Here is a 25,061-nt window from a genome sequence, read left to right as displayed (position 1 = left end):
TCAGAGGTTGGGTTCCGAACGAAAAGCATCGGCACTCAGCCCGAACCGATTCATCTTGTTGTACAACCCACCACGAGAAACATTCAGCTGCCTCGCGGCCAGGCGGATGTTGCCGCGGGTATCCCTGAGGGCCGCGATGATCGCATTCATTTCATGGGTGCCAAGGTCCAGGGCAGCTCGGGGTTCGGGCACACTTCCCGGCGTCGACTGACGTAGCCTTTGCTTGATTTCATGCGGTAGATCAGCTGGCTGGATCAGTTCGGTCATCGCCAGATTGGTCGCGCGTTCGATGGTGTTTTCCAACTCACGAACATTACCCGGCCAGCTGTAGGCCGAAAGAATATCCAGCGCCTCTGGCGAGATGCCCTGCACCGATTTTCGCAGCGACCGGGTGCAACGATTGAGAAAATGTCGCGCCAGCAATGGAACATCTTCCCGACGCATCCGCAGCGGCGGAACCGTCAGGTTCAGCACGTTGAGCCGGTAGTAAAGATCCTCACGGAAGGCGCCATCGGCAACCGCCTGGCTCAGGTTGCGGTGGGTGGCAGCGATGATGCGTACATCCACTTGCTGCGATTTTTTCGCGCCCACGCGAGTCACCTCACCTTCTTGCAGAACGCGCAGCAGGCTGACCTGGGCATCAAAAGACATGTCACCGATTTCGTCGAGGAAGATCGTTCCGCCATCGGCCAATTCGAACTTCCCGGCAGAGCCTCCACGGGCCGACCCGGTGAAGGCGCCCTCGACATGACCAAACAGTTCGCTCTGCACCAGATCTCGCGGAATGGCCCCGCAATTGACCGCCACAAAAGGACCGCTGCAACGGTCGCTGGCGTTATGGATTGCCTGGGCAAACAGCTCCTTGCCGGTACCGCTTTCACCCAGGATCAGCGTGGTCGAATCACTGCGACTGGCAATCCGCCCCAGGTGCAACGCGTCCTGTATGGCTCGCGAACTGCCTTGAATGGTCTCGAAGGTGTAGCTGGCTTGAGTGCCGATAATCCGCCGGGTAATTTCCCGGATGCGCCTGTTCTCGCGCAACGAAACAATGCGCCCACCCTGCTCCAGGGGGCACACCGACACCAGACACGCCAAGAGGCTGCGATCATGCAACTCAAACGTGCAATCCAGATCTCTTATCCCTTCTAACTGCTGCCCTTCCCCGCCGCGCAGCAGAATCTCATCGGTCAGTTCGCTCTGGCCCAGACGCTGGAACGGGCTGCCCAACAGGTCCCGGCCGACGCGGAACAATTGCCGGGCATAGCGGTTGAGCGCCTTGATGCAGCCCCGCTCATCCAGCACCACAAGACCCTCGTTGAGCACTTCGAGAACGGTTTGCTGTTCTTCCAGCAGGATCTGCAGCGCCATCTGCCGCGAGACCGCTTCGGCCGCTGCCTGGACGGTGCCCAGCGTATGGAAATGAAACCACCCCGGCTCGGCGGTCAAGGTCAGCATGGCCAGCGTCCTGCCCTGCGCATCCCTGATCGGCGCGGCAGCACAATGCATGCGCCGCCGACGCAGGCCGATCCCGAAGTTTTCCTCGGCCAGCACATACACCAAGCGATCTTCGGCAATCGCCAGCCCGGTGCAGTTGGTGCCCTGCACTGACTCCAGCAGCCGACTGCCCACAGGCGTGAGGTCCAGGCCACAGAAATACAGGGTCGTGCCTGCGGCATCGGTCAGATTGATATGGCCCCTGGGGTTGTAAGCCAGCAATCCCTTCATGACCTCCGCCGCCGCGGCGATCAAGGCGCGATTGGCCGCCAGCGTTGCGGCCAGAACGGCCGGGGCGACGAACCGGTATTCGCCATCCTCAGGATCGAGGCCGGTACTGACGCTGCGCAGCCAGGAATCCCAAATAACCTGCCGGACCCCGACAGGTCGATCGATGCGCCCTTTCAGGCAAGACAGCCATGCCTGGTCGAGCTCGGCGATCGGTCCTTCGTTCAACGATGCAGGCCCGAGCGCGGTGATGTAATCGAGGTCTTGCGCGCTGAAGGCTGTTAGCTGTGGGCTCATCATCATCGATCCGCTTATATGTTCACGTTTTAGACATGTCAGTGTAGACATGTCATGCGAATGAACACATTTTTCAATGATTATTAATTAACCCATTAAATATCAATGACTTAAATATTGGCACAGCCCTTGCTCCTTTGATTAACGCCAGCGAGAACATTCCTGCTGCGAGTCATTGAACAACAATAAAAGGGAGTCATTTCATGAGTACGTCCAAGATCATCCGCCTGGGTCTCATCGGTGCTGGCCGCATGGGCAGCTTTCACGGCCTGACTGCCGCCAGACACATTCCTGACGCCTGCCTGGCCGCCATCGCCGACCCTACACCCGGTCAAGCCGCGCGCCTGGCCGCAGAGTTGGGTGTACAACGGGTCTATACCGATCCACAGCAACTGCTCGATGACCCGGAAATCGACGCTGTCTTGATCGCCGCCCCCGCCCGCAGCCATGCCGAACTGGTGATCAGTGCAGCCCGCGCCGGCAAAGGCGTGTTTTGTGAAAAACCCATGGCCATCACCCTCGACGAGGCCGACCGCGCCATCGCCGCAGCCGCCGATGCGCGCGTGCCGCTACAGGTCGGCTTCAACCGCCGCTTTGCCAAAAGCTTCCGAACCGCCCATTTGGACGTGGTCGCCGGCCGTATCGGTACGCCGCAACTGCTGCGCTCGCTGACCCGCGACCCGGCGCTGAACAACCCGGTTGCCTCGCCGCAGTGGGTGATTTTCCTCGAAACCCTGATCCATGATTTCGATACCCTGCGCTACCTCAATCCCGGTGCCGAAGCGGTCGAAGTTTTTGTCATGGCCGATGCCCTGATTGCACCGGACTACAAGGCCAAGGGCTTCCTCGACACCGCCGTGGTCACGATCCGTTTCGACAACGGCGCCATCGCGACGGCCGAGGCCAATTTCCAGGCCGTTTATGGCTACGATGTTCGAGGGGAAGTGTTCGGCAGCGCTGGCATGCTGACCATGGGCAGCCTCAATGATTCTGACCTGGTGCGCTATCTGGCCAATGGCATCCAGGCCGACACCCAGCGCCTGGACACCGACCTGCTGCGTGATGCCTATGTGGCCGAACTCAATCACTTTGTCGACTGCCTGCGCACCGGCGAAAAACCACTCGCCAGCGGCGAAGATGCCCGTGCTGCACTGGCCATTGCCCGCGCGTGTATCGAGTCCTTCCAGCAGGGCAAACCTGTGCGCGTGCAAGGAGCCCATTCATGAGTTTCACACCGTTCAAACTGGCGATCAGTGCCGAGATGGTCTTCCTCGATCTGCCATTCACAGAGCGCGTCAAGCGCATTCACGCGCTGGGTTTCAGCGCTGAAATTTGGGACTGGACCAAGAAAGACATTGCGGCCCTTGTCGCCACGGGCGCTGACTTCACCTCCATGACCGGCTACATCTCGGGCAACCTGACCGATCCCGAAGACATCCAGCACCTGCTCGACAGCGCACGAGAATCGCTGGCCGTCGCCGCACAACTGAATTGCCCGAGCCTCAACCTGCATGGCACCGGTTTGGGCGACAAAGGCTTGCCGGTCAAACCCGTGGCCCACACCACCGGACGCATGTGGTTGAGCGCCTGCAAGACCCTGGAAAAAATCGCTCGCCTGGGCGAAGACGCAGGCCGGGTATTCTTGCTGGAAAACCTCAATACCGAGGTGGACCACCCCGGCACTCCCTTCGCTCGCGCCGACGATACCCTGGCGCTGATCGAGGCCGTGGGCAGCCCTCATCTGAAGATGAACCTGGACCTTTACCATGCCCAGATCGGTGAAGGAAACCTGATCGAACTGATCCAGCGCGCCGGCAGCGCCATCGGGGAAATCCAGGTCGCCGATGTTCCCGGCCGCATGGAACCCGGCACCGGTGAAATCCATTATCCGGCCATTGCCAAAGCCTTGTTCCGCATGGGATACACCGGCGTCGTCGGGCTCGAGGGCTGGGCCAGCGGCGACAGCGAGGCGGCCCTTGAACGCTTTCGGCGAGCCTTCACGCTGGATTGAGGACGCTGGCGCTCTCGGCGGGTTTGATTCAGAGAGCGCCAGAACCTCTCACGTTTGATCTTGATGAATTTCAACTCATAACAAAAAAGGAAAAACCATCATGCGTCGCTGCACACTTTTTTTTGCCACGCTGTTATTCCTCTTCAGCCAATGGGCCGCTGCCGACTATCGCATCGGCGTCAGCATTGCCAGGGTTGACGACAACTTCATGACCTATGTGCGCAGCGGCCTGGAAGATGCCGCCAGGAAGGAGAACGTCCAGATCCAGTTCGAGGATGCCCAGGGCGATGTGGTTCGCCAGCTCAATCAGATTCAGGGCTTTCTCGGCCAGAAGGTGGATGCGGTCATCGTCCTGCCCGTGGACACTGCCGCCACCGCCAACATGACGCGCGCCGCCGTCGAAGCAAAAATACCGCTGGTCTACGTCAACCGCCATCCAGACGAACGCGTCCTGCCCAAAGGCGTGGTGACGGTGGCGTCCAACGACGTTGAGGCCGGGCAACTGCAAATGCGCTACCTGGCTGACAAGATGGCGGGCAAAGGCAACATCGCGATCATCATGGGCGACCTCGCGCAAAACTCCACGCATGACCGTACCGAAGGCGTCAAACAGGTGCTCAAGGACTATCCCGGGATCAAGATCGTCGAACAACAAAGTGCCGAGTGGCAGCGCAACAAAGGGATGGACCTGACCAGCAACTGGCTGCTGGCCGGCACCGGTTTCGATGCCATCGTGGCCAACAACGACGAGATGGCCATCGGTGCCGCCATGGCCCTGCAGCAAGCCGGCAAAGCCAAGGGCGAGATTGCAATTGTCGGCATCGATGGCCTGCCTGACGGCTTGGCGGCCATCAAGCGCGGGATGCTCGTAGCCTCCGTGTTTCAAGACCCCAAAGCGCAAGCGACCAGCGCGCTGCAAGCGGCCATCAAAATGATCAAAGGAGAGCCGGTCGAGACGGATGTCTGGGTGCCCTTTCAGCTGATCACGCCGGAGCAGGTAGCGGTGTTTGAGCAGCATTATAAATAGCGTCAAACAACAGCGTGGTTAGTCGAGCTTGTTCATTGAGTCATGTCGCGACACAGACGTTCAAGCAGTTGATGGCTGCCCTTGGTGACTGTGAGCCCACCGCTGTGCCAAGTATGAATATGGAGCGCTCACCGTTATCCTTTGACTAGATCAGGTCAGGTTCTCCAGTAGCTCCAGGGCCTGGTCGAAATCGAAGCGTTCTGCATGCTGGACGACCCGACGCAGCTGCTCGGCCACCCGAGGGTCTGACGCCAGCCCCTGCAATTCGTGCAGGGCAGTGAGCACCTCGGTGTCACTCTCGGCCAGCAGGTCCCTGACTTGGGCCAACCGCGTCTGTAACTCAGCGCCGGAATGTGGCGCAGGCACCGGCTCGGTGGCTGACTCCGACTCGGCTAGCCCCGCCAGCCCTTCCAGCACCGGATCCAGGCAGCGCTCGACCGCCACCAGGCGATCAGCCAAGACCTCTTCCGTCGCACCGGTCAGGCAAGCCTGCTCCAGGGCGGTGGCAGCATTCGCGACGACCTTGGCACCGATGTTGCCCGCAGTTCCGCGCAGGGTATGGGCCAGGCGTGTCGCCGCCGAAGGATCTCCATCACCACGGGCGACCAGGAACTCGGCTCGGAAAGCACTCTGGCTGGAGCGGAACTTGCGCAGTAAGCGCAGGTAGAGCTCGACCTTGCCCATGCAAGTGGCCAGGCCAGCCGCCAGATCAATACCGGGAAGGTCAGAGGGCAGGCCCACGGGGGCAACCGTGGCGAGCGGCGAGACTTCGGTCACATGGACGGTACGACCGGGTCTGGGATGTATCCATTTGGCCAGGGTGACGAACATACCCTCGACATTTAGCGGTTTGGAGATGTGGTCGTTCATGCCGCAGGCCAGGGCCCGCTCGCGATCCCCCGCCATGGCGTCGGCAGTCATGGCGATCACCGGCAGTTCAGCCCAACGCGGCTGCTCGCGAATTCTGCGGGTGGCGGTATAGCCGTCCATCACCGGCATCTGGCAGTCCATCAACACACCGTCGATATCTGCGTCGCGCTCCAGCTGGTCGAGCGCCTCTTCGCCGTGGGTGGCTATGCGCAGCTCGATGCCGGCGCTCTCCAGCAGCTCGCAGGCCAGCTCGCGGTTCAGCTCATTATCTTCCACGAGCAGCAGGCGCGCTCCGCCCAGGCTAGTCATGGCGCTGACGCTCTGTCCAGATCGCTCGCTGGCCCGGGTGTCGGCCTGGGGGATCTTTCCGAGCACCGTGCCAATAGCCTCCAGCAGAGTGGACGGAGTCACCGGCTTGGTCAGCACCACCGGCAGCTGGACGCCGTGCCGGCTGGCCTCCTCCCGCACCTCCTCGCGACCGAAAGCGGTGACCATGATCACCGACGGCGTTTGCGCCAGATTGACGGCGTGCATCTGCCGCACCGTCTCCACGCCGTCCATGCCGGGCATGCGCCAGTCCATCAGCACCAGGTCATAGGGCAGCGCCTTGCGTTCGGCCTCCACTAGCATGCCCAGCGCGGCGCGACCACTCTGCGCCACGTCCACCTCCACACCAAAACTGCGAGCCATGCTGGAGAGAATCTCGCGCGCGCTGGCGTTGTCGTCGACCACCAGCACACGGATGCCCAACAGCTCGTCGGCGGTAAACATACGCCGCGGCTGGGCGTCACGCTGCACACCGAGGCTCACCTCGAAATGGAAGGTGGAACTGCGGCCGAGTTCACTCTCCACCCAGATGCGTCCGCCCATCAGCTCGACCAGGTGCTTGGAGATGGCCAGGCCCAAGCCAGTGCCACCATACTTGCGAGTGGTGGAGCTGTCGGCCTGACTGAAGGGTTGAAAGAGCCGCCTGCACTGCTCGGCGCTCATGCCGATGCCGCTGTCGCGCACCTGGAAATGCAACAGCGCCTGCTCCTCGCCACCGCCCAGTTGCTCCACGCCGACCACTATCTCGCCCTGCTCGGTGAACTTCGCCGCATTGTTGCCGAGGTTGATCAGCACCTGACCCAGGCGCAGCGGATCGCCGATCAACGCGGTCGGTAGCTTGGCTGGGGTGCTGAACAGCAGCTCCAGGCCTTTGTCCTCGGCCTTCAGGCCAATCATGCTGACGAAGCCGTCGAGTACGTCCTCCAGGTGGAAAGGAATGTATTCGAGGTGCATCTTGCCGGCCTCGATCTTGGAGAAGTCGAGGATGTCGTTGATGATCCCCAGCAGATTTTCCGCCGAGCGGTGCACCTTCTCGATGTAGTTGCGCTGCCGGTGGTCCAGTGCGGTCCGTAAGGCCAGGTGGCTCATTCCGATGATGGCGTTCATCGGCGTGCGGATCTCGTGGCTCATGTTGGCCAGGAAATCGCTCTTGGCCCGAGTCGCCTCCTCGGCAATCTCCCGCGCGAGCTGCACCTCGGCCTCGGCGGCTTTGCGATCGGTGATATCGAAGTACCAGTTGGCGCAGATGATCCGTTCGCCCAGCTCCAGCGTCACCGCCGAAACAAGCACCTCGAAGCGCTCACCCTCGGTACGCTGCAAGGTCGCCTCGAAGTTCAGCACTTCGCCTTCCGCCGCCGCCGCGACGAAGCATCGGTGTGCCTGCTGATCGACCCAGAAACGCCCCGAATCCACCCCATCGAGTTGAGCGAGACGGGTGCCGAACAGGCTTTCGAACTGCGGGTTACAGTAGGTCGGGCTGCCGTCGACATCCCTGATCAGCATGGCCACCGGGCTGCTGTCGAGTACCGCGCGCAGCTGCGCCTCGCTGACCTTGAGCGCCGCCTGCAACTGGCGACGTTCACTGACATCGCGCACCGAAGCGCACACGCATATCCCGCGCCCCTCCAGACTCGGCAGGCGCGACAGGCCGATCTCTACCGAGAACATGCTGCCGTCTTTGCGCACACCCTGCAGGTCGTCCAGATTGGCGCCCATCTGTCGAGTGTTGCCATGGGCCATGAAGCCGTTGCGCAGCTCTACATGACGCCCCCGACTCGCCACTGGAACCAAACGCTCGATGGCCTCGCCGACCAGTTCGCCGGCGGTATAGCCGAACAACTGGTCCAACTGCCGGTTGGTCCGCAGGATGTGCCCGTCAGCGTCTATCACCAGCATGCCGTCCGGTGCCGCCTCGATGATCCCACGGTACCAGGTCTCGGTAGAGCGCAGTGCGCATTGCTGGGCTTCGAGCTCCTGCGCCTGTCGCTCCAGCAACTGTGCCTGCCCCGCCATTTCATCGGCCTGACGACGGGTTTCCGCTAGTAGGGCCTGGACCGCCTGACTGCGCTCCAGGATGGCCATGGCCGCAGCCAAGCGAGGAGTGGCTTCCTGTAACAGCAGCGACTCGCGCTCCCCCAACGGCTGCAAACTGGCAAGCTCGAGCACGCCCAGCAGCCGCTCGCCACGCAGAATAGGCTGCAACAGCAGACAAGTGGCCGCAACCTCGCCGAGCTGCGAGCGCAGATGCCAGAACCGTTCCGGCAGTTCCTGCAGCTGGCGCGCATGACGATCGACGGCGCACTGCCCCAACAGGCCATCGCCGAACATGACCTGCTCCTCCGGTGGTCGCTCGGAATCGGTGGCATAGCTGCCCATCAGCAGCAGTCTGGTGGAGCCCTCCTGTACGCTATAAAGAACCCCTTGGCAGATGCCGAGCTGGTTCGCCATGTGATGCAGAAACACCCGCGCCAGTTCGGTGGGTGTCTCCGCCTGCTGCAGATCGACTTGCAACTGGGCTGTCTGTGCCTTGATCCAGCGCTGGCGCTCCAACTGCTGGGACTCGATCTGCAGTTTGGCAATCGCCCGCGCCAGGTCACCGGTCTCGTTGTGCAGGTCGGTATGCGGAATCGGTTGGTCGAGTCTTCCTGCGGCCAGTTGGTCCACGGCGACTCGCACCCGGTTGAGCGGGTTGCGGATCGATTGGCTGACCAGCCAGGACAGCAGCAGCGTCAGCGACAATCCACCGAGGAGCAGGATGTATGTGAGCGTGGTGCTGCGATCGGCAAAGTCGGCAATCTCCTTGGCTGTGTCGCGAATCGAGCCCTCCTTGATCTGGGCGACTGCGTACAACAGAGCATCTGCCTGCTGATCGAGGCGCTGGAACTCGCTGCTGTTGAGCAGCAGCAACGCCTGGCCCTGGCGGCCCTGGTCGATCAGTTGAAAGGCTCGCTCGCTATCGCTCTGCAGTTGTTGCAAAAGCACGTCGAACTCGGCGAGGCGCTCCAGATTCTCCTGGAGCCTGAGGGTTGGTTTGGCTTGGGCGAGAGCCTGCTGCAGACGGTGCTGAGTGTCACGCAGTTGCTGCAGTGATTCGATACGGATGTCGGCGCTGTTCGTACCCACGGCACGTTGCAGCGCCTGCACCAGATGTGGCAGCTGCACCCGCGCCTCGTGCAGGTGCTCCATGCCAACCAACTCCTGGAGATAGAGATTCTGCATGTCCTGCTTCAGTGATTGCTGGGTGCGCAAGCTCTGCACGCCGAGTACCAGCACCAGCACCAGTAAAGCGGCAAAGCCGAGGATCAGCTTGTGGCGAAGTGCAAGACGCTCAAGCAGGGTACGCAATCTGACCATGGCATATCCCCAGTGACCACAATGAAGAAGTTAGCGAAGACCGCCTGCAGCACTTTGCTCAAGGGTCTTGGGCGATACGCTCCAAGGCAGCCAATTGCCTGGCCATGTCCTGATCGCTGTCGGCGAAGCGTTCGGCAATGGCCTGGAACTGTCCGACATTGGCCAGGAAGGCATCGCAGACGTCCGGATCGAAGTGCGAGCCTCGCCCCTGGCGGATGATCTCGACGGCCTCCTCGTGGGGCATGCCCTGCTTGTACACCCGTCGACTGATCAGCGCGTCGTAGACATCCGCCACCGCCATCAGCCGGGCGCTGATGGGAATGTCGTCAGCGGCCAGCCCCTGCGGATACCCGCTGCCGTCCCATTTTTCCTGGTGGCTGTAGGCGATCTCCTTGGCCAGGCAGAGGAAGTCCACTCGAATGCCCAGTTGATCCTCGGCATGCTGGATGGCATCACGCCCTAGCGTGGTGTGGGTCTTCATGATCTCGAACTCCTCCTCGGTAAAGCGTCCCGGCTTGAGGAGGATGTGGTCAGGAATGCCGATCTTGCCGATGTCATGCAACGGTGCCGACTTGAACAACAGGCGAATCGTCTCGTCGTTGAGAAAGTGCCTGAAACGAGGATGGTCACGCAGCTGTTCGGCCAGCACCTTCACGTAATGCTGAGTGCGCCGGATATGGTTGCCAGTCTCGTTGTCGCGCGTTTCCGCCAGTGAGGCCATGGCCTGGATGGTTACGTCCTGGATGGCCATCACCTCGCGGGTACGGCGCTCCACCTCCTGTTCCAGGTAGTCGTTCTGATCGCGCAGGAAGTCCGCCGCGGCTTTGATCTTGAGCTGAGTATCCACCCGTGCCAGAACCAACGGCGGGCTGATCGGCTTGGTGATGTAGTCGACGGCGCCCAATTCCAGGCCATGGATCTCGTCCTCGATCGCCGCCAGGGCGGTGAGGAAGATGATTGGAATATCGCAGGTGCGCGGATCATGCTTGAGCAGGCTCGCCACCTCGTGACCGGACAGCCCCGGCATCATGACATCAAGCAGGATCAGGTCTGGTAGCGAGTCGCCCTGCAGCACTCGCAGGGCCTTCTCACCACTGTTGGCGGCTTTGATCCGGTAGCGATCCTTGAGCAGGTCAGTCATCAGCATCAAATTATCAGGCGTGTCGTCGACCACCAGGATGGTGGCCCGGTGGTAGTGACTCTGTTCGGCACTCATGGCGAGCGGCTCCCTTGCCAGATGTTGGCATCCCTAGGGTGACGTTTTCTCTGTCACCACATTGCAGGAGAGCTTAGCTGTACTTCTCTGGGGCTGCCGCACCGGTCTCAGCTGCCTCTACGACTTGAAGCGCCCCACCAGCCCGTTCAGTTTGGTGAGACCGAGCGCCGTGCATGCGACCTACTCCTCAAAGCGACCCGTGGCGTCACGATCGCGCTCGTATCGTCGCGTGAGCGGAAACGGCGGCAACCAGGATTCGCGGCGGATGATCCAGCTTTCGTAGGTTGGCTTCAGTTGGTCAGGGGCATCCAGGGATCCCAGGTTCACTTCGATTTCGTCGCCGGTGCGGGCGAAAACGGACGAGCCGCAGCGGGGACAGAAAAACCGCCCGGCGTAGTCGCGTGTTTCGCCATCGATCGTCACCGCATCCTGAGGGAACACCGCGGAGGCATGAAAAAGGGCCCCATGATGCTTGCGGCAGTCAAGACAATGACAAAGGCCGACCCGGTATGGGAGTCCCGACGCCTCAATTCGAACGTTGCCGCACAGGCAACCACCGGTGAATCGGTCCATGCTGCACCTCCTCTAAAATCAAGCGGCACGAAGGCGCCATTGCGCGACGCTTGAGCATTTCGTTGATGACGCCCGTTTTGTTTACGGTTGCCTGCTGCGGCTTTTGGTTGTTTGACCGAGTTCCTCAGTAAAACAGTGGTCTTCCCCATTACTTGCGACATTCCACAGAACTAACAGTATCTGTTCTCTGCCATCGCAGTTTCTGACGACGAACCCGGCTGATACACAGAGGTCAAAGCAGGTGATGACGTCGCCAATGATCAAAGGCCTCTGGCCTGCTTCACTCAAGGGCGAAGCCAGGAGTTCACACACTTTAGGGTGCGCGGGATAATTTCAGCAGGCTCGGATTTCTGCCGAGGGCAGGTGCTGGCTGCTGCTCACATCCAATGCTCCCGTATCGGAGTACTAAAATGACTCAGTCAATGCGGTTCTTCCTATCGATCGTCCTTGCGACAGCTTCACTGGCATCGGCGAGCTTCTTGAACACTGCTGGTGCGGCAACCGCCGAGGATCTGGATGTCGACTCTCGGCAAGCGTTGCAAACGCTCTACAAGTCCACGCCATTTGCTGAAAGCATTTCGCACAACGCCAAAGCGATTCTTGTCTTCCCGAAAATCATCAAGGCGGGCCTTGTGTTTGGCGGCAGCTATGGCGAAGGCGTGTTGTTGGAGGGCAAGAAAGTAGAGAATTATTACAACTCCGTAACCGGGTCCTGGGGGCTGCAGGCAGGTGCCCAGTCGTATGGCTATGCGGTTTTCCTGATGACCGACAAAGCCGTGGACTACATACGTAAATCCAAGGGTTGGGAAATCGGCGTAGGCCCCACCGTTGTAATGGTTGATGAAGGAGTGGCAAAGAATCTGTCCAGCACGACAGTGAAGGACGATGCCTACGCGTTCATTTTCGACCAGCAGGGGTTAATGGCCGGGATCAGCATCGAAGGAACCAAGATTTCCTTGATCAAGCGCTAAGACTTGTCGTTTGGCGCATGGATGCGCCCTCTTGCCAACCAGGTACCGGGCAGATACTGTCAGCTCTATGAATCAGCCACGCATTGCCTCGACCACCACTACCACGACCGCCCGAGGCGGGTCGTGAGAGGTGTCGTGAGCCAATAACGCACGAACTTCAAAAGGCCCGCCAGTGATGGATAGGGCCTTTTCTTTTGCCCTTGTGTCGCTGGTCCAAACGCAAGGAAAAGCACGATGTATGCACTGTTGATTCTCGATATGCAGGTTGGATTGTTTCATGGCCCGGATAAACCCTGGGCTGGCGAAGCGCTGTTAAACACTTTGAATAACCTGCTGAGCAAAGCCCGGAAAGCAGGCGCGCCAGTTTTTCTTGCTCGCCACGTAGGTCCGCCGGGCTCGCCTATCGAACCTGGAAGCCCGTTCACGCAACTGGTGCAGGAACTCCTGCTACAAGGCGACGAAGTGGTCTTCGAAAAAAGCCGCCCCAACGCTTTCGCCATGACTGACCTGGCCGATCGGCTAAAAGCTTGTGGATCTCAAGGCGTGGTTATTGCTGGAATGAAGACCCAGTATTGTGTCGACAGCACCTGCCGCGCCGCACGAGATCTTGGGTTCGATGCAGTGCTGATCGCCGATGGTCATACCTGCACCGACACCCCTGCGTTGAAAGCCGAAAATATCGTCGCTCATCACAATGCAACCCTGGCGGGCCCATTCTGTCGTGTCGTTCACGCTGAGAACTGGCACTTCTAACCGGCATTGATAGATCGGCTCAAGACTGGGTCGATCTGTCCTTCTGTCGGCGTCGTTTCCGGGTGAGCCGCGTGTCAGGCCCGACCGTGCGTCACGTGTATCACAGTGTGTCTGGTTAGCAACTTGATACACATTCGATAACGCCACTTTCGACCGCAGCGCCAAGGCTCTGGAAAACCCGTTTTCTAATTTTTGCACTCCGCCAACACCACTTCGCAGGTATCCGGCGTGCCACCGGATCGGCCGGCATAGCGTATGCAGTTAGCCAGGGATTTTGCGCGAGCCATGTTCAAGGTGGAGCCCCAAGCCAGGCCACCCTCGCCAGCAGTGGGTAGCGCTTTTGCATAGCAGTTTGAGCCTATGTTTGAGGCCGAATAGCGAGCCGTGGCAGCTTTGCCTGAACATCCACTCAGCACCAGGTTGATGGCTAGCAGGGAGAGTAGGACCCATGACGAGCATTGGCACGCTGTTGTTCCGGTCATCCCGTTTCCCCTGTAGCAAGAGGCGTGAGGCATGTTTGTGCTCGCGTACTACTCAGATTAGACGGTGCTGCGCCTGCCCTTGGCTCCGTTTAGCGGACTGATTCGGGCTGGCCGGATGCCCGTTAGTTTTCGGCCATTAGCGGGCCCCCGGGAACGTCCGCTTCGTGTTGCAACCGAACTCAAGAGAACCAGCATTGATTTCATTCAATGCGTGCAGTCAGGGAATAAATCAGATTGGTCGCTGGGCTGGCGCATGTACTCACCCATGCGCCTGCGTGATGGTGGGAATGTCAGGTAGATAGGTCACTTCTTCCTTGGGTCATCCGCGGGATTGAGAAAATTGATACCCCACGGGCCGGTCCCATGGATCTGCACGACAGTTTCTTCTTGGGTGAATACATACATCGGCATACCAACAGGCATGATCGTGATGCCGCCCGGCGTGTAGGCCCTGGCTTTGGCGGGGTCAAATTTGTCGCCGACTCCCAAGTGAAAAGTGCCGGAAATTACGGTGACACGTTCCACTACCGGGTGAGTGTGGACACCTATTTTAGAGTTTGCAGGTAGCTTGAGCCGAAAGGTAAACGGATCTGCAGTTTTCAGGTCGCCTTCAATGACTACGATTTGGGCGCCAGGCGCGACCGATGGCGCATCAGACCATTTGAGATCGGAGGGTAGAACTGATATGTGGCCCGCCATCGGTTGCTCAGCGCCCGACACAGGTAACGTCATGAATGCAGCGAGTGTGAACGCGCTTGACGCCACAAAGACTCTTAATTTGTACATTTTCTGCTCCTTTCGAACGGAACAAATGTTGCTAAGGGCGATCACCATTTATTAAAGCTACCCTGGGGCCATAAGCAAGGTGGCCTGTTGTTAAAGCCGCTGCCGTTAGGGACGTCGGCGTACGCATCCGGTCATCTACGTGCGCGCCCTCCTCAAGGTACGCAAGTTGCCAAAATTGTCCGGTTACCTACGCTACTAGAACGCACGCATCAGTCCCCATTTTGGAGAACCAAGATGATCAGCAAAAACACGATTTGTCTCTGGTACGACGGCACCGCGCTGGACGCTGCGAAGTTCTATGCCGAGACGTTTCCGGACAGCACTGTGGGCGCTGTCCTTCGCGCGCCTGGCGACTATCCGGCGGGCAAACAGGGCGATGTCTTGACGGTCGAGTTCACGGTGATGGGCATCCCTTGTCTCGGGCTGAACGGGGGTTCGGCGTTCAAGCACAACGAGGCTTTCTCGTTCCAGGTTGCGACCGACGACCAAGCCGAAACGGACCGCTTGTGGAACGCGATTGTCGGAAATGGCGGCCAGGAAAGTGCCTGCGGCTGGTGCAAGGACAAGTGGGGACTGTCGTGGCAGATCACACCACGCGTTCTGACAGCTGCGATAACCGATCCTGATCGAGCGGCGGCCAAGCGCGCGTTCGACGCCATGATGGGGATGAGAAAGATCGACATCGCGGCGATCGAAGCGGCTCTGAAGCGTTAACCAGCGCTGAGACCCGTCGAATGTGGCCAGTGCTGAAGCCAGGCGCTGGACTAGAAAACTCATGAGCGGCCGTTTTTGCCGGGAACGGATGACTAGTCAGTTGCTTTCATTCGCGGCTTCAAAGGACGAAGTGCCTGGAGGACTAATCCAAATCCTGTTTCGCTCGACATTTGGGGTAGGCGCTGCAGCCCCAGAATCGCTCGCCTGCTCTATCGCCTGTCTTACGGATACGAATTTCGAAAGCGCTTCCACAACGCGGGCAACTGCGTTTCGCGAAAGGGTCGTTTCGCTGTTTCAGGCGTTGTACATGCTCGTAGTGGGTAGTGAACGTACTGTCCCTCTTCCCGCTCTCCAGCGCCTTCACCATTACACTCACCTGCGCGTCGTTAAATACAGGCTGCTGAAAGGACTTGATATAGCGGATGCAGCTGACGCCTTGGGTGACATTGTCCGGCATGACGGTCTTGAAGCTGCTGCCGCCGACGAAGGCGATTACAGAATGGATGTGCTCGGGCGGAACGCTGAGCAGCGCTTCTAGTGCCTTCAAGTGTTTGTAATTCTGCCGCAGCGGGTTCTGGAACCTGAAGCGATGCCGGAAGATCTGCTGTGTCCACTGGGCCTGGCGCTCACCTCCAAAGATCCAGCCGCCCATGTTTTTGGTCTCCAGCACGAAAATGCCAAAAGGCGACAAAAACACATGATCGATCTGGGTAGTGCCATCGGGCGTATCCAGTGTGACGTTGTGCAACCGGCGGTAGACCTGGCCATCCAGCCCATAGTGGGCAAATGCCCGCACCAGCAACTCACCGAACCAGCCCTTGAACCAGGGCGTCTTGATGATGATGGCCAGGACCAACAATGGCAGCAGCCACATCAGCATGTCGAACAGCGGCTGGAGCATCACAAAAATATTCATCGCTTCCTTTGCGTGGCGAACGTGTGTCAGTAAGCCGGATGTGGCTACGCCTTCACCCTTTTGTTCCTTCCTAGCGTAGGCGAGGTAACGGGCGTCTGCTTTCGGCCCTGGCTGTGTAAAAACGCTTTAAAGCAGGTTTGACAGGCAAAACCGGAACGAAAATCGCACTTCTACACAATTTTGCGTCTGCTGAATTAACCAAGCGCTGTCAGATTTTTGGAAATAATCGCATTGGCCAACCCAAAACGTGCCTTGAGCAAACGCGGCTAGGCGCGTTCACGCCGCTATAGTCGACTCTATTGACGACCGTACTTCCAGGAGCCTTTTCCCAGTGTCTGACATGCCGACCCACTTCGCTTACACAAAACGCTTCAACGCCGTACTCGCCTACATTGATGCCCATCTCGAAGGTGATCTGTCGGTGAAGACGTTGAGCCATGTGGCGAACTTTTCGGCGTTTCACTTCCATCGACAATTCACCGCGTTCGTAGGAGTGCCTGTCTCACGTTATGTGCAACTGATGCGGCTACGACGCGCGGCACATCGCCTGGCCGCCCTCGCTGATCACTCGGTACTGAACGCCGCACTCGGTGCCGGCTTTGAAAGTCCCGAGGCATTTTGCAGGGCGTTCAGGCGGGCGTTCGGTATGACGCCGAGTGCATTCAGGAAGGAACCGAACTGGCAGGTCTGGAATGCGGTATTCGCAATCCCTCATTTTTCCAGGACTATCATCATGCAAGTACGAATTGTGGAATTCCCTGAAGTCAGGGTAGCAACGCTTGAGCACTGCGGGCCCGCCGGGCTCGTCAATGAGAGCGTGCGCAAGTTCATCGAGTGGCGTATGCAGAGCGGACAGTCGCCGGTGGGATCGAGTCGCACCTTTGGCATTCCCTATGGCAACCCCGATACGACACCTCCACACGCATTGCGCTTCGCCATTTGCGGCGAGATTCACGAGGCCGTGGCGCCGAATGAGTTCGGCGTGCACGAGATCGTCATTCCTGGCGGTCGCTGCGTCGTGGTGCGACACGCAGGGTCACCGGATCACATCGGCGAATCGATCTATCCGATTTACCGCGATTGGCTTCCTGCCAGTGGAGAGGAACTTCGTGACCAGCCACTGTTCTTTCATTACCTGAGCGTCTATCCCGAAACACCGCAGGATCAATGGCAAACTGATGTGTATGTTCCGCTGCGATAGTGGAGCAAGCAGCTTTTGACCCTGAGCGGACACTCATGCATGTCGTCCAACGACGAAATGAAAGCGCGTCAGCACGCTTTGTGCGACATCCATCTATCCCCTCTACGACTGAATCTACGATTGAATAGATAAAGATGCGGTCATTTGCGCGTGACACACCGCCAGTATTTCATCGGCCAGCGCCGAGTCGTCAGGACAGGCGCGCGATAACATGATCGCGCCGACCGCTCGCGCCAGCAGGTCGATCATTTTCACCCTCGCCTCACCCGGCGCCGCATCCGGTCCGGTCGGGTATTTTTCGCCGAGCGTTTGCAACGTGCGCTCGATGCCTTCAGCGAATGCCGACTTCAAATCGCCCGACTGACGCGCCGCGTCACCGCACAACGCCGCCATGGTGCAACCCGTGGCGCGCCCGTCGCGATGATCCCTGGACACATACACATCGATGAAATCCTTCACGCTCAATGCTTCGGCGCTGGCCAGTGACTGCGCAAGACTATTGGCCGAGGCTTCGGCCATCAGGTCAGCCTTCGAACCGAAATGTTTGTAGAAACCGCCATGGGTGAAACCGGCGGCGGCCATCAGGTCGGCCACGCCGACACCGTCAAAACCGCGCTCGCGAAACACGACTGAGGCCGTTTCGACGATGTGCTCCCGATTTGCCTGGGCCTGGGCCTTGGACACTCGCATGTTCGATACCTCGCTACCGCTGAAATTCATCGGTTGATGATACATAGATGTTGAACATAATCAAAACCGTTGACAGTTTAGATTTCGATCATCATCCTAATCGCAAGCAATATGACCTTTTACCAACGGGCACGGAACAAACACCCATGAGCGACCTGAATCTGTTTACCCCTTACACGTTTGGCGCCCTGACGCTGTCGAACCGCGTGGTTCTCGCCCCACTGACGCGCAATCGCGCCGGCAAAGGCTTTGTGCCGAGTGAGTTTGCTGCTGCCTATTACAGCCAGCGAGCCAGCGCGGGCTTGCTGATTTCCGAAGCCTCGCAGATCTCGCAGCAGGGACAGGGCTATCAGGATACCCCGGGCATTTACACGCAGCCGCAGATAGAGGGATGGCGCAAGGTGACCGATGCCGTGCACGCCAAGGGCGGGAGAATTTTCCTGCAGCTGTGGCATGTGGGCCGTGTTTCCCACGTCGATCTGCAACAGCAAGGCGCGGCGCCGGTAGCCCCTTCCGCGCTTCGTCCCGCGACCAAGGTGTTCGTCAACAATCGCTTCGACGACGTTTCCGAGCCGCGAGCGCTGGAGACTGACGAACTGCCGGGCATCGTCAACGATTTCCGCCAAGCGGCGGCAAACGCCATTGCGGCAGGCTTCGACGGCGTGGAAATCCACGGTGCAAACGGCTATTTGCTGGATCAGTTCATCAAAGACGGCGCCAACCTGCGTACTGATGCCTACGGCGGCTCGATCGCAAACCGTGCGCGCCTGCTGCTGGAAGTGACGGCCGCGGTGGCCGCCGAGATTGGTGCTGATCGCACGGGCATTCGCCTTTCGCCTGTCTCGCCGGCCAATGGTGTATCGAGCAGTGATCCACAGGCTCAGTTCGATTACATCGTCGACCAACTCAATGCTCTGGACATCGTTTATCTACACGTCGTCGAAGGCGCGACCGGTGGACCTCGCGACGTGGCGCCCTTTGATTTCGACGCCTTGCGCCAGCGCTTCAAGAACACCTACATCGCCAACAACGGCTATGACCTGGACCTGGCCACGGCACGCCTTGCGCATGACAAGGCCGACCTGATCGCCTTTGGCCGCCCTTTTATTGGCAACCCTGATCTGGTGGAGCGGCTCAAGACCGGTGCGCCACTGTCCGCCTTCGACCCCTCCACACTCTACGGCGGCGGTGCGGCGGGATACATCGACTACCCGACGCTTGCCGAATCAAGCGTTGCCGCGAACCAGGCGCTGGCTGATCGAGCCTGATTTTGATCGCGCATCCATCCCCATTATGTTCCCGAAAAAAGAGCTGACATCATGACTACTCGCCCTACCGTTCTCATCACTGGCGCTTCCACTGGCATCGGCGCGGTTTACGCCGAGCGTTTCGCCCAACGCGGGCATGATCTGGTGTTGGTCGCCCGCGACCACTCGCGCCTGGAAACGCTCGCCGCAAAGTTGCGCGGCGAACACAACGTCACCATTGAAGTGCTTCAGGCCGACCTGACTCAACTCAGCGACCTGCACACTGTCGAAGCGCGCCTGCGGGATGACGCGCGCATCGGCATCCTCCTCAACAATGCCGGCGCCGCACAGTCCGGCAACTTTATCGAGCAAAGCACTGACAGCGTTGCGCAACTGGTGGCCCTCAACACCACCGCGCTGGTGCGGCTCGCCAGCGCCATCGCACCACGCCTGGCCAAAGCAGGTGAAGGCGCGATCATCAACATCGGTTCGGTGGTGGGTCTGGCGCCTGAGTTCGGCATGTCGGTCTATGGGGCGACCAAGGCGTTTGTGCTGTTCCTTTCCCAAGGCCTGAGCCTGGAACTTTCGCCTCAGGGTGTTTATGTGCAAGCCGTACTGCCCGCCGCCACCCGCACGGAAATTTGGGATCGCGCCGGTATCGACATCAACACCTTGAGCGACATCATGGAAGTGGGTGACCTGGTTGATGCCGCACTGGTTGGTTTCGACCGTCGCGAACCGGTGACCATTCCTCCGCTGCATGAAGGCGAGCGCTGGGATGCCTTGCAAACCGCGCGTCAGGGTCTTTTGTCGCAGATCAGGCAGTCCGCCGTGGCGCAACGCTATTTGACTCAAGTCTGAACCCTGTCGAGCAGCTCGGCCTCGCCCCGCAATCGGACGGAGTAAACATGACCCTTATGGCTACAAGCAATCACCCGGGTTCGCAGTCGTCATTTATCAACGCGGCGAACCAGTCGGTTCTGATTGGCGGGATACCCTTCGCCTATCGTGACCTGGGACCCAGGACGGAGGTCCCGCTGGTCATGTTCAACCATTGGGGGGCAGTGTTGGATAACTTTGACCCCAGGATCATCGACGGTCTGGCAAAAACCCGGCGTGTCATCACGACTGATTACCGCGGTATTGGTGGCTCGGGCGGCGCCGCGCCATTGACCGTCGGTGAGATGGCTGACGATGCAATCGGCCTGATCCGTGCGCTGGGTTTTGACAAGGTTGACCTGCTCGGCTTTTCACTCGGCGGCTTCGTCGCTCAAGACATCGCCCTGAAAGCACCCGAACGCGTGCGCAGATTGATCCTCACCGGAACCGGACCGGCCGGCGGCACAGGCATCGACAACGTCGGCTCGGTGACCTGGCCGTTAATGATCAAGGGTCTGCTGACGCTACGAGATCCCAAGTTCTACCTGTTCTTTACCACCACGGCCAACGGACAACGCGCTGCGTCCGAGTATTTGCAACGATTGAAAGAGCGCAGGCAAGACCGGGACAAAGGCCCGACACCCCGCGCGTTTTTACGGCAATTGAAAGCCATTACTGCGTGGGGCAAGCAGGCGCCGCAAGAACTCGGTCGCCTGCGTATGCCGACGCTGATAGCCAACGGGGACAACGACATCATGGTGCCCACTGTCAACTCGCGTGAGCTGGCGAAGCGAATCCCCAACGCGCAACTGATCATTTACCAGGACGCCGGGCACGGCAGCATTTTCCAGCACCCTACCGATTTCGTAGCCAAGGCTTTGGCGTTCCTCGACGCCTGACAGCCTGAACGTCTAATCGCATCAACGTTGCCAGGGCCCCGCCCCATTCTCCTTCCACTGACAAGAGCAGCTGCAACATGAAGGCATTTTTTATCGACCGCTACGGCAAGCAGAACGGAATGATTGGCGAAGTGCCCGACCCTGCGGTCGGTGTGCATGACGTTCTGATCCAGGTGCATGCAACGAGCGTGAACCCGTTGGACTCGAAGATCAAAACGGGGGAGTTCAAACTGATCCTGCCCTATACATTTCCATTGATATTGGGCAATGACCTGGCCGGAGTGGTCGTTCGCACGGGTTCGGCGGTGAAGCGATTCAAGCCAGGAGATGAAGTCTATGCACGTCCTCCCGAGGCACGGATCGGGACGTTTGCTGAACTGATCGCCGTGAGCGAAAACGCGCTCGCGTTGAAACCCTCGAATCTCGAAATGGCCGAAGCGGCTTCCATCCCCTTGGCCGCCTTGACAGCCTGGCAGGCGCTGGTTGAGACCGCCCAGGTGAAAAAAGGCCAGAAGGTGTTGATTCATGCCGGATCCGGCGGTGTCGGCACGCTTGCCATCCAGCTCGCCAAACACCTCGGCGCCTTCGTTGCGACCACCACCAGTACGGCGAATGTCGAATGGGTGAAAGCGCTCGGGGCGGATGTGGTCATCGATTACAGACAGCAGGATTTTGCAAACGAGTTGCGCGATTTCGACGTGGTATTGAACAGCCTCGGCACCGATGTACTGGAGAAATCGGTCAAGGTTCTCAAGCCTGGCGGACAGCTCATTTCCCTCTCCGGACCACCGACAGCAGAATTTGCCCAAGAGCAAGGCTTGTCCTGGATGCTACGGCAAGTCATGCGCTTGCTGAGCAGCGGTATTCGTAGAAAAGCCCGCAAGCATGGGGTGAGCTATGCATTTTTGTTTATGCGTGCCGACGGGGTACAACTGCAAAAAATCACCTCGCTTATCGAAGCTGGCGTCATCAAACCGGTCATCGATCGTTCCTTCCCTTTTGAATCGACTGCAGAGGCGTTGCGGTACGTCGAGCAGGGCAGATCAAAAGGCAAAGTCACCATAACAATCAAGTAAGCGCACTACAAAAAATGACCGTAGATAACGTGCATGCCGCCAAGTATCACATTCCAGCGCCTGAACCAGAGGAGCCGCCACCGCACAACCGGCACACGCAGGAGCAGTTGCAACCGGAAGTCGCACCTGTAGAAAAGCCGATGATAATTTGGCGTAGCTTGATGCTTGAGCAGTAACGAGAAATGGTTCCTTCAATTGAAACAATGCTTACTTCGCCACAAGCTCGTAGCGAATGGCAAGTTTGCATCGAAAGCGGATGTAGGCCGAACGTCCGCTAATGGCCGAGGCTGTGTAAAAACGTTTCCGAGCGCGACAGGTACTCAAAACCGGACTGGAAATCGCGCTTCTGCGCGAAATCCACATCTGCTGACGTGCCGATAAATTTCGGATTTAACGTAGACGTGCGTACTTCAATTTTGACGAAGCGTTTTTACACACTCTGGACCAGAAGCGGCCCTTCACTTTAAAGTCTGAAGCGCATGAAAGAAGCCTTTCTTTAACTGGCCTCCACAAATGTGAGAAAGCCACCTTGCGGCCCAGCCGCAAGGTGTGCTCTTGCTGTTTAGTGGCAGTGGTAGTCGTTCGTTTTATGGTTGCGATGGCAACCTTTTGAATCAGTACCGCCACTGTGCGCGAAGACAGCAACGGACGTAATCGAAAGTAAAGCGGCGATCAAAATGGCGGACAGTTTCATCAGGGCTTGCTCCATGCTCATGTTTTTTTATCCGTGAGATATCTCACGCTTCCCAGCGTATGGCTAATTGCCTTCATTGGGCAAGCGACTTCCTAACTGTCTTCCCAACATTAGATGAACACTTCTTGAGCTACCACTGGCTCTGGTTTAGGAGGGCCCCACATCCCCCTAGGGGGGATATAAAATCCCCTACAAACGGGAAACTCGTCGCTTTCATGCGGCGGTGGCGAAAAAGGCACAACCCCCGAGAGTGCCGAGCACGGCCATTCGCACGAGTAACACTCCGAAATAAACAAGGCTGCGATTGCGGCCTTGTTTATTTCTACGTGACGACACTGTCCTCTGAGCCAGCGATTGAGCGACTCAAAATGAATGTCGGCTTTGGGGTCGATTGCGGCCCTTCGCTGCCGGCAGAAATCGGCCACAAGTTGAGGTTCCATGGGGGCAAAGAGGGGACGACATCTTGCTCTCATCCGCAAATAGCGCAGTAGACAACAAAAAATTCAGTTCTGTAGTTCGGTCGCCCCACCCATCAGCCTTTAGCTGATCATCCAAAACCTGCACAATTGCCGGCTTTTTTCGCGACAGGAAGGCCCCATGCAACGGATTGTTATTCTGGGCAATGCCGGTAGCGGCAAATCTACCCTCGCCCGCGCCCTCGGCAAGCGCCTTGGCCTGCCCGTGGTGCACTTGGACACACTGTTCTGGGAGCCCGGCTGGGTCGAACCTGACGCTGAGCAGTTTCGCGCACGGGTCAGCGAAGCGATCGCACCGGCTGCCTGGATTTGTGAAGGCAACTATGCTCGGCGTACATTCGATCTTCGCCTACCCCGTGCCGACCTGATCATCTGGCTTGATACCCCGCGGCTCACTTGTTTCACCCGGGTGATAATGCGCAGCGTAATGAATCGTCCTCGGTCTGACCTTGCAGCAGGCTGTACAGAAAAGCTCGACCGGGCTTTCCTGACCTTCCTGAACTTCGTGTTGAATTTCGATCGCAGCTACCGCCCAGGCATCGAGGCGGTGCGCCTGGCTATAGGCCCGCAAATTCCTACGGTGTACTTGCGGCGTAGCCGGCAGATTGGAGCATTTCTCGATAGCTTGCCCGCAACGCCTGAAACCTGTCTTGAATAGATGAACGGCGGCAAGCGCCACCCAAGGTTATGCTGAGACGAACCATGTAGTTACCTCCGGCTGATCAGGGCGGCACTCCACATTTCAAAATTTCAGGGAAAGTCAAATGCGTGAGCGAAAGGCCGCACGATTACTAGTTATAAGCCCCTCTCGGGATGTCCTTCTTTTCAAATTTATCCATAAAGATGGGGCTTTAGCCGGTAGAAATTATTGGGCCACCCCTGGCGGTGGTCTTGAAGGCGGAGAAACATTCCACGCCGCTGCAATACGTGAACTACGTGAGGAGACCGGTATTCAGGTCAACACAGTTGTAGGGCCTGTGGCAGATCGGAGGTTTTCAATGCTCCTGCCCAACGGCGAAACAGTGTTCGCTGTTGAGCAGTACTTCGTTGTGCATGCGCAAAGCCAGACCCTTTCTAGCTCCGAATGGACCTTACACGAGACTCAGGTCATGGCAGATCATCACTGGTGGTCCGCTCACGAGCTGAGATTTACTGGAGAAACGGTATGGCCAGAGGCATTAGTTGAAATGCTCGTGGATGCAGGTGTCTTCGAACCGGCTGCGTAACCGTCACCGCGAATCCATATGCGTTTTTACACACACTGGACCAGAAGCAGACGCTCCGAGTAACCGCGCCGCTGGAGACCATCAAGTCGGGGATAATCGGCTCAGGTGCTGATCTTTAGCCATCAGGTAACCACCCTTCGACAACGCGGTTTTCACATACAGCAACGCTCGATGAAAGACCGGATGACAATGTGCAAATGGCAAATCATCGAGGGGAGCCCAAAAAAAACTAAAGGCGTGACCATGGTCGTCGAACGTGTAGTGAGTCCATTGTTCTGGCAAGGGTATTTGCGCTTCACAAAGTTGAAACGACCAAACCTGATCCAGATGCCCTGCAATCCAATAGCCCATATCGCAGACGGCCGTGGCGGCGTCGATACCGGACTCTTCTCTCAACTCACGTAGCGCGGTCTGGGCTGGTGTTTCACCGGCCTCGATCGTACCTTTGACCAGTTGCACGCCTGCGAGTGGATGACGGAATAACAGGATGCGTGGGACAGACGTATTCGAAAGAATAACGGGGCAGGCTTTGTTGGGTGACATAGCGATTTCCTTATCAACACTGAAGTAGATGATACAGCCTTGGCCCGATCTCACGACTGGTCTTAGAATGTCCGTTATGGGTTGTGGGTTCAACCGGTCGACTTCGTCTAC

The 25,061-nt window shown here is 58.5% G+C and carries 23 protein-coding genes; 13 read left to right on the top strand and 10 right to left on the bottom strand.

The annotated features are described in order from the left end of the window. On the bottom strand, positions 1-2,019 hold the full coding sequence (locus F6R97_RS28015) for a sigma-54 interaction domain-containing protein (RefSeq protein ID WP_315867453.1): 2,019 nt from the start codon (positions 2,017-2,019) through the stop codon (positions 1-3). Between the two features lie 203 nt (positions 2,020-2,222). Between F6R97_RS28015 and F6R97_RS28010 the strand changes: the two genes are divergently transcribed. The 3 genes from F6R97_RS28010 to F6R97_RS28000 all read left to right on the top strand — a co-directional run bounded on the left by F6R97_RS28010 (position 2,223) and on the right by F6R97_RS28000 (position 5,057). Then, a complete protein-coding gene (locus F6R97_RS28010) occupies positions 2,223-3,245 on the top strand; it encodes a Gfo/Idh/MocA family oxidoreductase (protein ID WP_315867452.1) in 1,023 nt (340 codons plus the stop codon). Further along, positions 3,242-4,030 carry a TIM barrel protein gene (locus F6R97_RS28005; RefSeq protein WP_315867451.1) on the top strand — a complete coding sequence of 263 codons (789 nt, stop codon included), beginning with the start codon at positions 3,242-3,244 and terminating at the stop codon, positions 4,028-4,030. Before F6R97_RS28010 ends, F6R97_RS28005 begins: the two co-directional genes overlap by 4 nt. Before the next feature lie 100 nt (positions 4,031-4,130). Next, positions 4,131-5,057 carry a sugar ABC transporter substrate-binding protein gene (locus F6R97_RS28000; protein WP_038983776.1) on the top strand — a complete coding sequence of 309 codons (927 nt, stop codon included), beginning with the start codon at positions 4,131-4,133 and terminating at the stop codon, positions 5,055-5,057. Positions 5,058-5,207: 150 nt separating this feature from the next. Here the strand turns inward: F6R97_RS28000 and F6R97_RS27995 are convergent, their stop codons facing one another. From F6R97_RS27995 to F6R97_RS27985, 3 genes are all read right to left on the bottom strand, one after another. Next, positions 5,208-9,608 (bottom strand): response regulator, encoded by a 4,401-nt coding sequence (locus tag F6R97_RS27995; protein ID WP_315867450.1) that lies wholly within the window; start codon positions 9,606-9,608, stop codon positions 5,208-5,210. A gap of 58 nt (positions 9,609-9,666) precedes the next feature. Beyond that, entirely contained in the window at positions 9,667-10,824 is a 1,158-nt protein-coding gene (locus tag F6R97_RS27990; protein ID WP_038983778.1) for an HD-GYP domain-containing protein, read from the bottom strand. A 180-nt stretch (positions 10,825-11,004) separates the two neighbouring features. After that, the gene (locus F6R97_RS27985) at positions 11,005-11,397 is read right to left on the bottom strand and encodes a GFA family protein (RefSeq protein WP_038983779.1); all 393 of its coding nucleotides are present in this window, start codon (positions 11,395-11,397) and stop codon (positions 11,005-11,007) included. A gap of 410 nt (positions 11,398-11,807) precedes the next feature. On the opposite strand from F6R97_RS27985, the gene F6R97_RS27980 reads away from it, so the two are divergent. Next, positions 11,808-12,368, top strand: a complete 561-nt coding sequence (locus F6R97_RS27980) for a YSC84-related protein (RefSeq protein ID WP_038983780.1) — start codon at positions 11,808-11,810, stop codon at positions 12,366-12,368. A 234-nt stretch (positions 12,369-12,602) separates the two neighbouring features. Further along, the gene (locus tag F6R97_RS27975; protein WP_038983781.1) at positions 12,603-13,121 is read left to right on the top strand and encodes a cysteine hydrolase family protein; all 519 of its coding nucleotides are present in this window, start codon (positions 12,603-12,605) and stop codon (positions 13,119-13,121) included. Positions 13,122-13,306: 185 nt separating this feature from the next. On the opposite strand, the gene F6R97_RS27970 is transcribed toward F6R97_RS27975, so the two are convergent. Next, complete coding sequence (locus F6R97_RS27970) at positions 13,307-13,603, bottom strand: hypothetical protein (RefSeq protein WP_080772174.1); 297 nt, start codon at positions 13,601-13,603, stop codon at positions 13,307-13,309. Positions 13,604-13,906: 303 nt separating this feature from the next. After that, complete coding sequence (locus tag F6R97_RS27965; protein WP_038983782.1) at positions 13,907-14,389, bottom strand: cupin domain-containing protein; 483 nt, start codon at positions 14,387-14,389, stop codon at positions 13,907-13,909. Between the two features lie 234 nt (positions 14,390-14,623). On the opposite strand from F6R97_RS27965, the gene F6R97_RS27960 reads away from it, so the two are divergent. Beyond that, on the top strand, positions 14,624-15,103 hold the full coding sequence (locus tag F6R97_RS27960) for a VOC family protein (RefSeq protein WP_038983783.1): 480 nt from the start codon (positions 14,624-14,626) through the stop codon (positions 15,101-15,103). A 142-nt stretch (positions 15,104-15,245) separates the two neighbouring features. Here the strand turns inward: F6R97_RS27960 and F6R97_RS27955 are convergent, their stop codons facing one another. After that, positions 15,246-16,019 (bottom strand): nuclease-related domain-containing protein, encoded by a 774-nt coding sequence (locus tag F6R97_RS27955; RefSeq protein ID WP_038983784.1) that lies wholly within the window; start codon positions 16,017-16,019, stop codon positions 15,246-15,248. A gap of 331 nt (positions 16,020-16,350) precedes the next feature. Between F6R97_RS27955 and F6R97_RS27950 the strand changes: the two genes are divergently transcribed. Then, positions 16,351-17,220 carry a GyrI-like domain-containing protein gene (locus F6R97_RS27950; RefSeq protein ID WP_038983785.1) on the top strand — a complete coding sequence of 290 codons (870 nt, stop codon included), beginning with the start codon at positions 16,351-16,353 and terminating at the stop codon, positions 17,218-17,220. Between the two features lie 114 nt (positions 17,221-17,334). Here F6R97_RS27950 and F6R97_RS27945 read toward each other — a convergent pair whose 3' ends face one another. Beyond that, a complete protein-coding gene (locus F6R97_RS27945; RefSeq protein WP_038984235.1) occupies positions 17,335-17,910 on the bottom strand; it encodes a TetR/AcrR family transcriptional regulator in 576 nt (191 codons plus the stop codon). Positions 17,911-18,056: 146 nt separating this feature from the next. Between F6R97_RS27945 and F6R97_RS27940 the strand changes: the two genes are divergently transcribed. From F6R97_RS27940 to F6R97_RS27925, 4 genes are all read left to right on the top strand, one after another. Beyond that, entirely contained in the window at positions 18,057-19,178 is a 1,122-nt protein-coding gene (locus tag F6R97_RS27940) for an alkene reductase (RefSeq protein WP_315867449.1), read from the top strand. Between the two features lie 51 nt (positions 19,179-19,229). Then, positions 19,230-20,018, top strand: coding sequence for an SDR family NAD(P)-dependent oxidoreductase (locus tag F6R97_RS27935; RefSeq protein WP_038983787.1), 789 nt, complete (start codon positions 19,230-19,232; stop codon positions 20,016-20,018). 47 nt (positions 20,019-20,065) lie between these two features. Then, complete coding sequence (locus tag F6R97_RS27930; RefSeq protein ID WP_315867448.1) at positions 20,066-20,935, top strand: alpha/beta hydrolase; 870 nt, start codon at positions 20,066-20,068, stop codon at positions 20,933-20,935. Positions 20,936-21,012: 77 nt separating this feature from the next. Continuing rightward, positions 21,013-22,011, top strand: coding sequence for an NADP-dependent oxidoreductase (locus F6R97_RS27925; RefSeq protein ID WP_315867447.1), 999 nt, complete (start codon positions 21,013-21,015; stop codon positions 22,009-22,011). A 562-nt stretch (positions 22,012-22,573) separates the two neighbouring features. Here F6R97_RS27925 and F6R97_RS27920 read toward each other — a convergent pair. Continuing rightward, positions 22,574-22,720 (bottom strand): YHYH domain-containing protein, encoded by a 147-nt coding sequence (locus tag F6R97_RS27920; RefSeq protein WP_409999815.1) that lies wholly within the window; start codon positions 22,718-22,720, stop codon positions 22,574-22,576. A 582-nt stretch (positions 22,721-23,302) separates the two neighbouring features. Here F6R97_RS27920 and F6R97_RS27915 point away from each other — a divergent pair. Further along, complete coding sequence (locus tag F6R97_RS27915; RefSeq protein ID WP_315867446.1) at positions 23,303-23,839, top strand: AAA family ATPase; 537 nt, start codon at positions 23,303-23,305, stop codon at positions 23,837-23,839. A gap of 106 nt (positions 23,840-23,945) precedes the next feature. Continuing rightward, positions 23,946-24,407 (top strand): NUDIX hydrolase, encoded by a 462-nt coding sequence (locus tag F6R97_RS27910; RefSeq protein ID WP_050682653.1) that lies wholly within the window; start codon positions 23,946-23,948, stop codon positions 24,405-24,407. 81 nt (positions 24,408-24,488) lie between these two features. Here F6R97_RS27910 and F6R97_RS27905 read toward each other — a convergent pair whose 3' ends face one another. Beyond that, complete coding sequence (locus tag F6R97_RS27905) at positions 24,489-24,950, bottom strand: NUDIX hydrolase (RefSeq protein WP_050682652.1); 462 nt, start codon at positions 24,948-24,950, stop codon at positions 24,489-24,491. Positions 24,951-25,061: the final 111 nt, after the last annotated feature.

It is taken from the genome of Pseudomonas sp. JV414, from assembly GCF_032424305.1.
Classification (GTDB): domain Bacteria; phylum Pseudomonadota; class Gammaproteobacteria; order Pseudomonadales; family Pseudomonadaceae; genus Aquipseudomonas; species Aquipseudomonas lini.
This window is presented reverse-complemented; position numbering and strand designations above follow the sequence as displayed.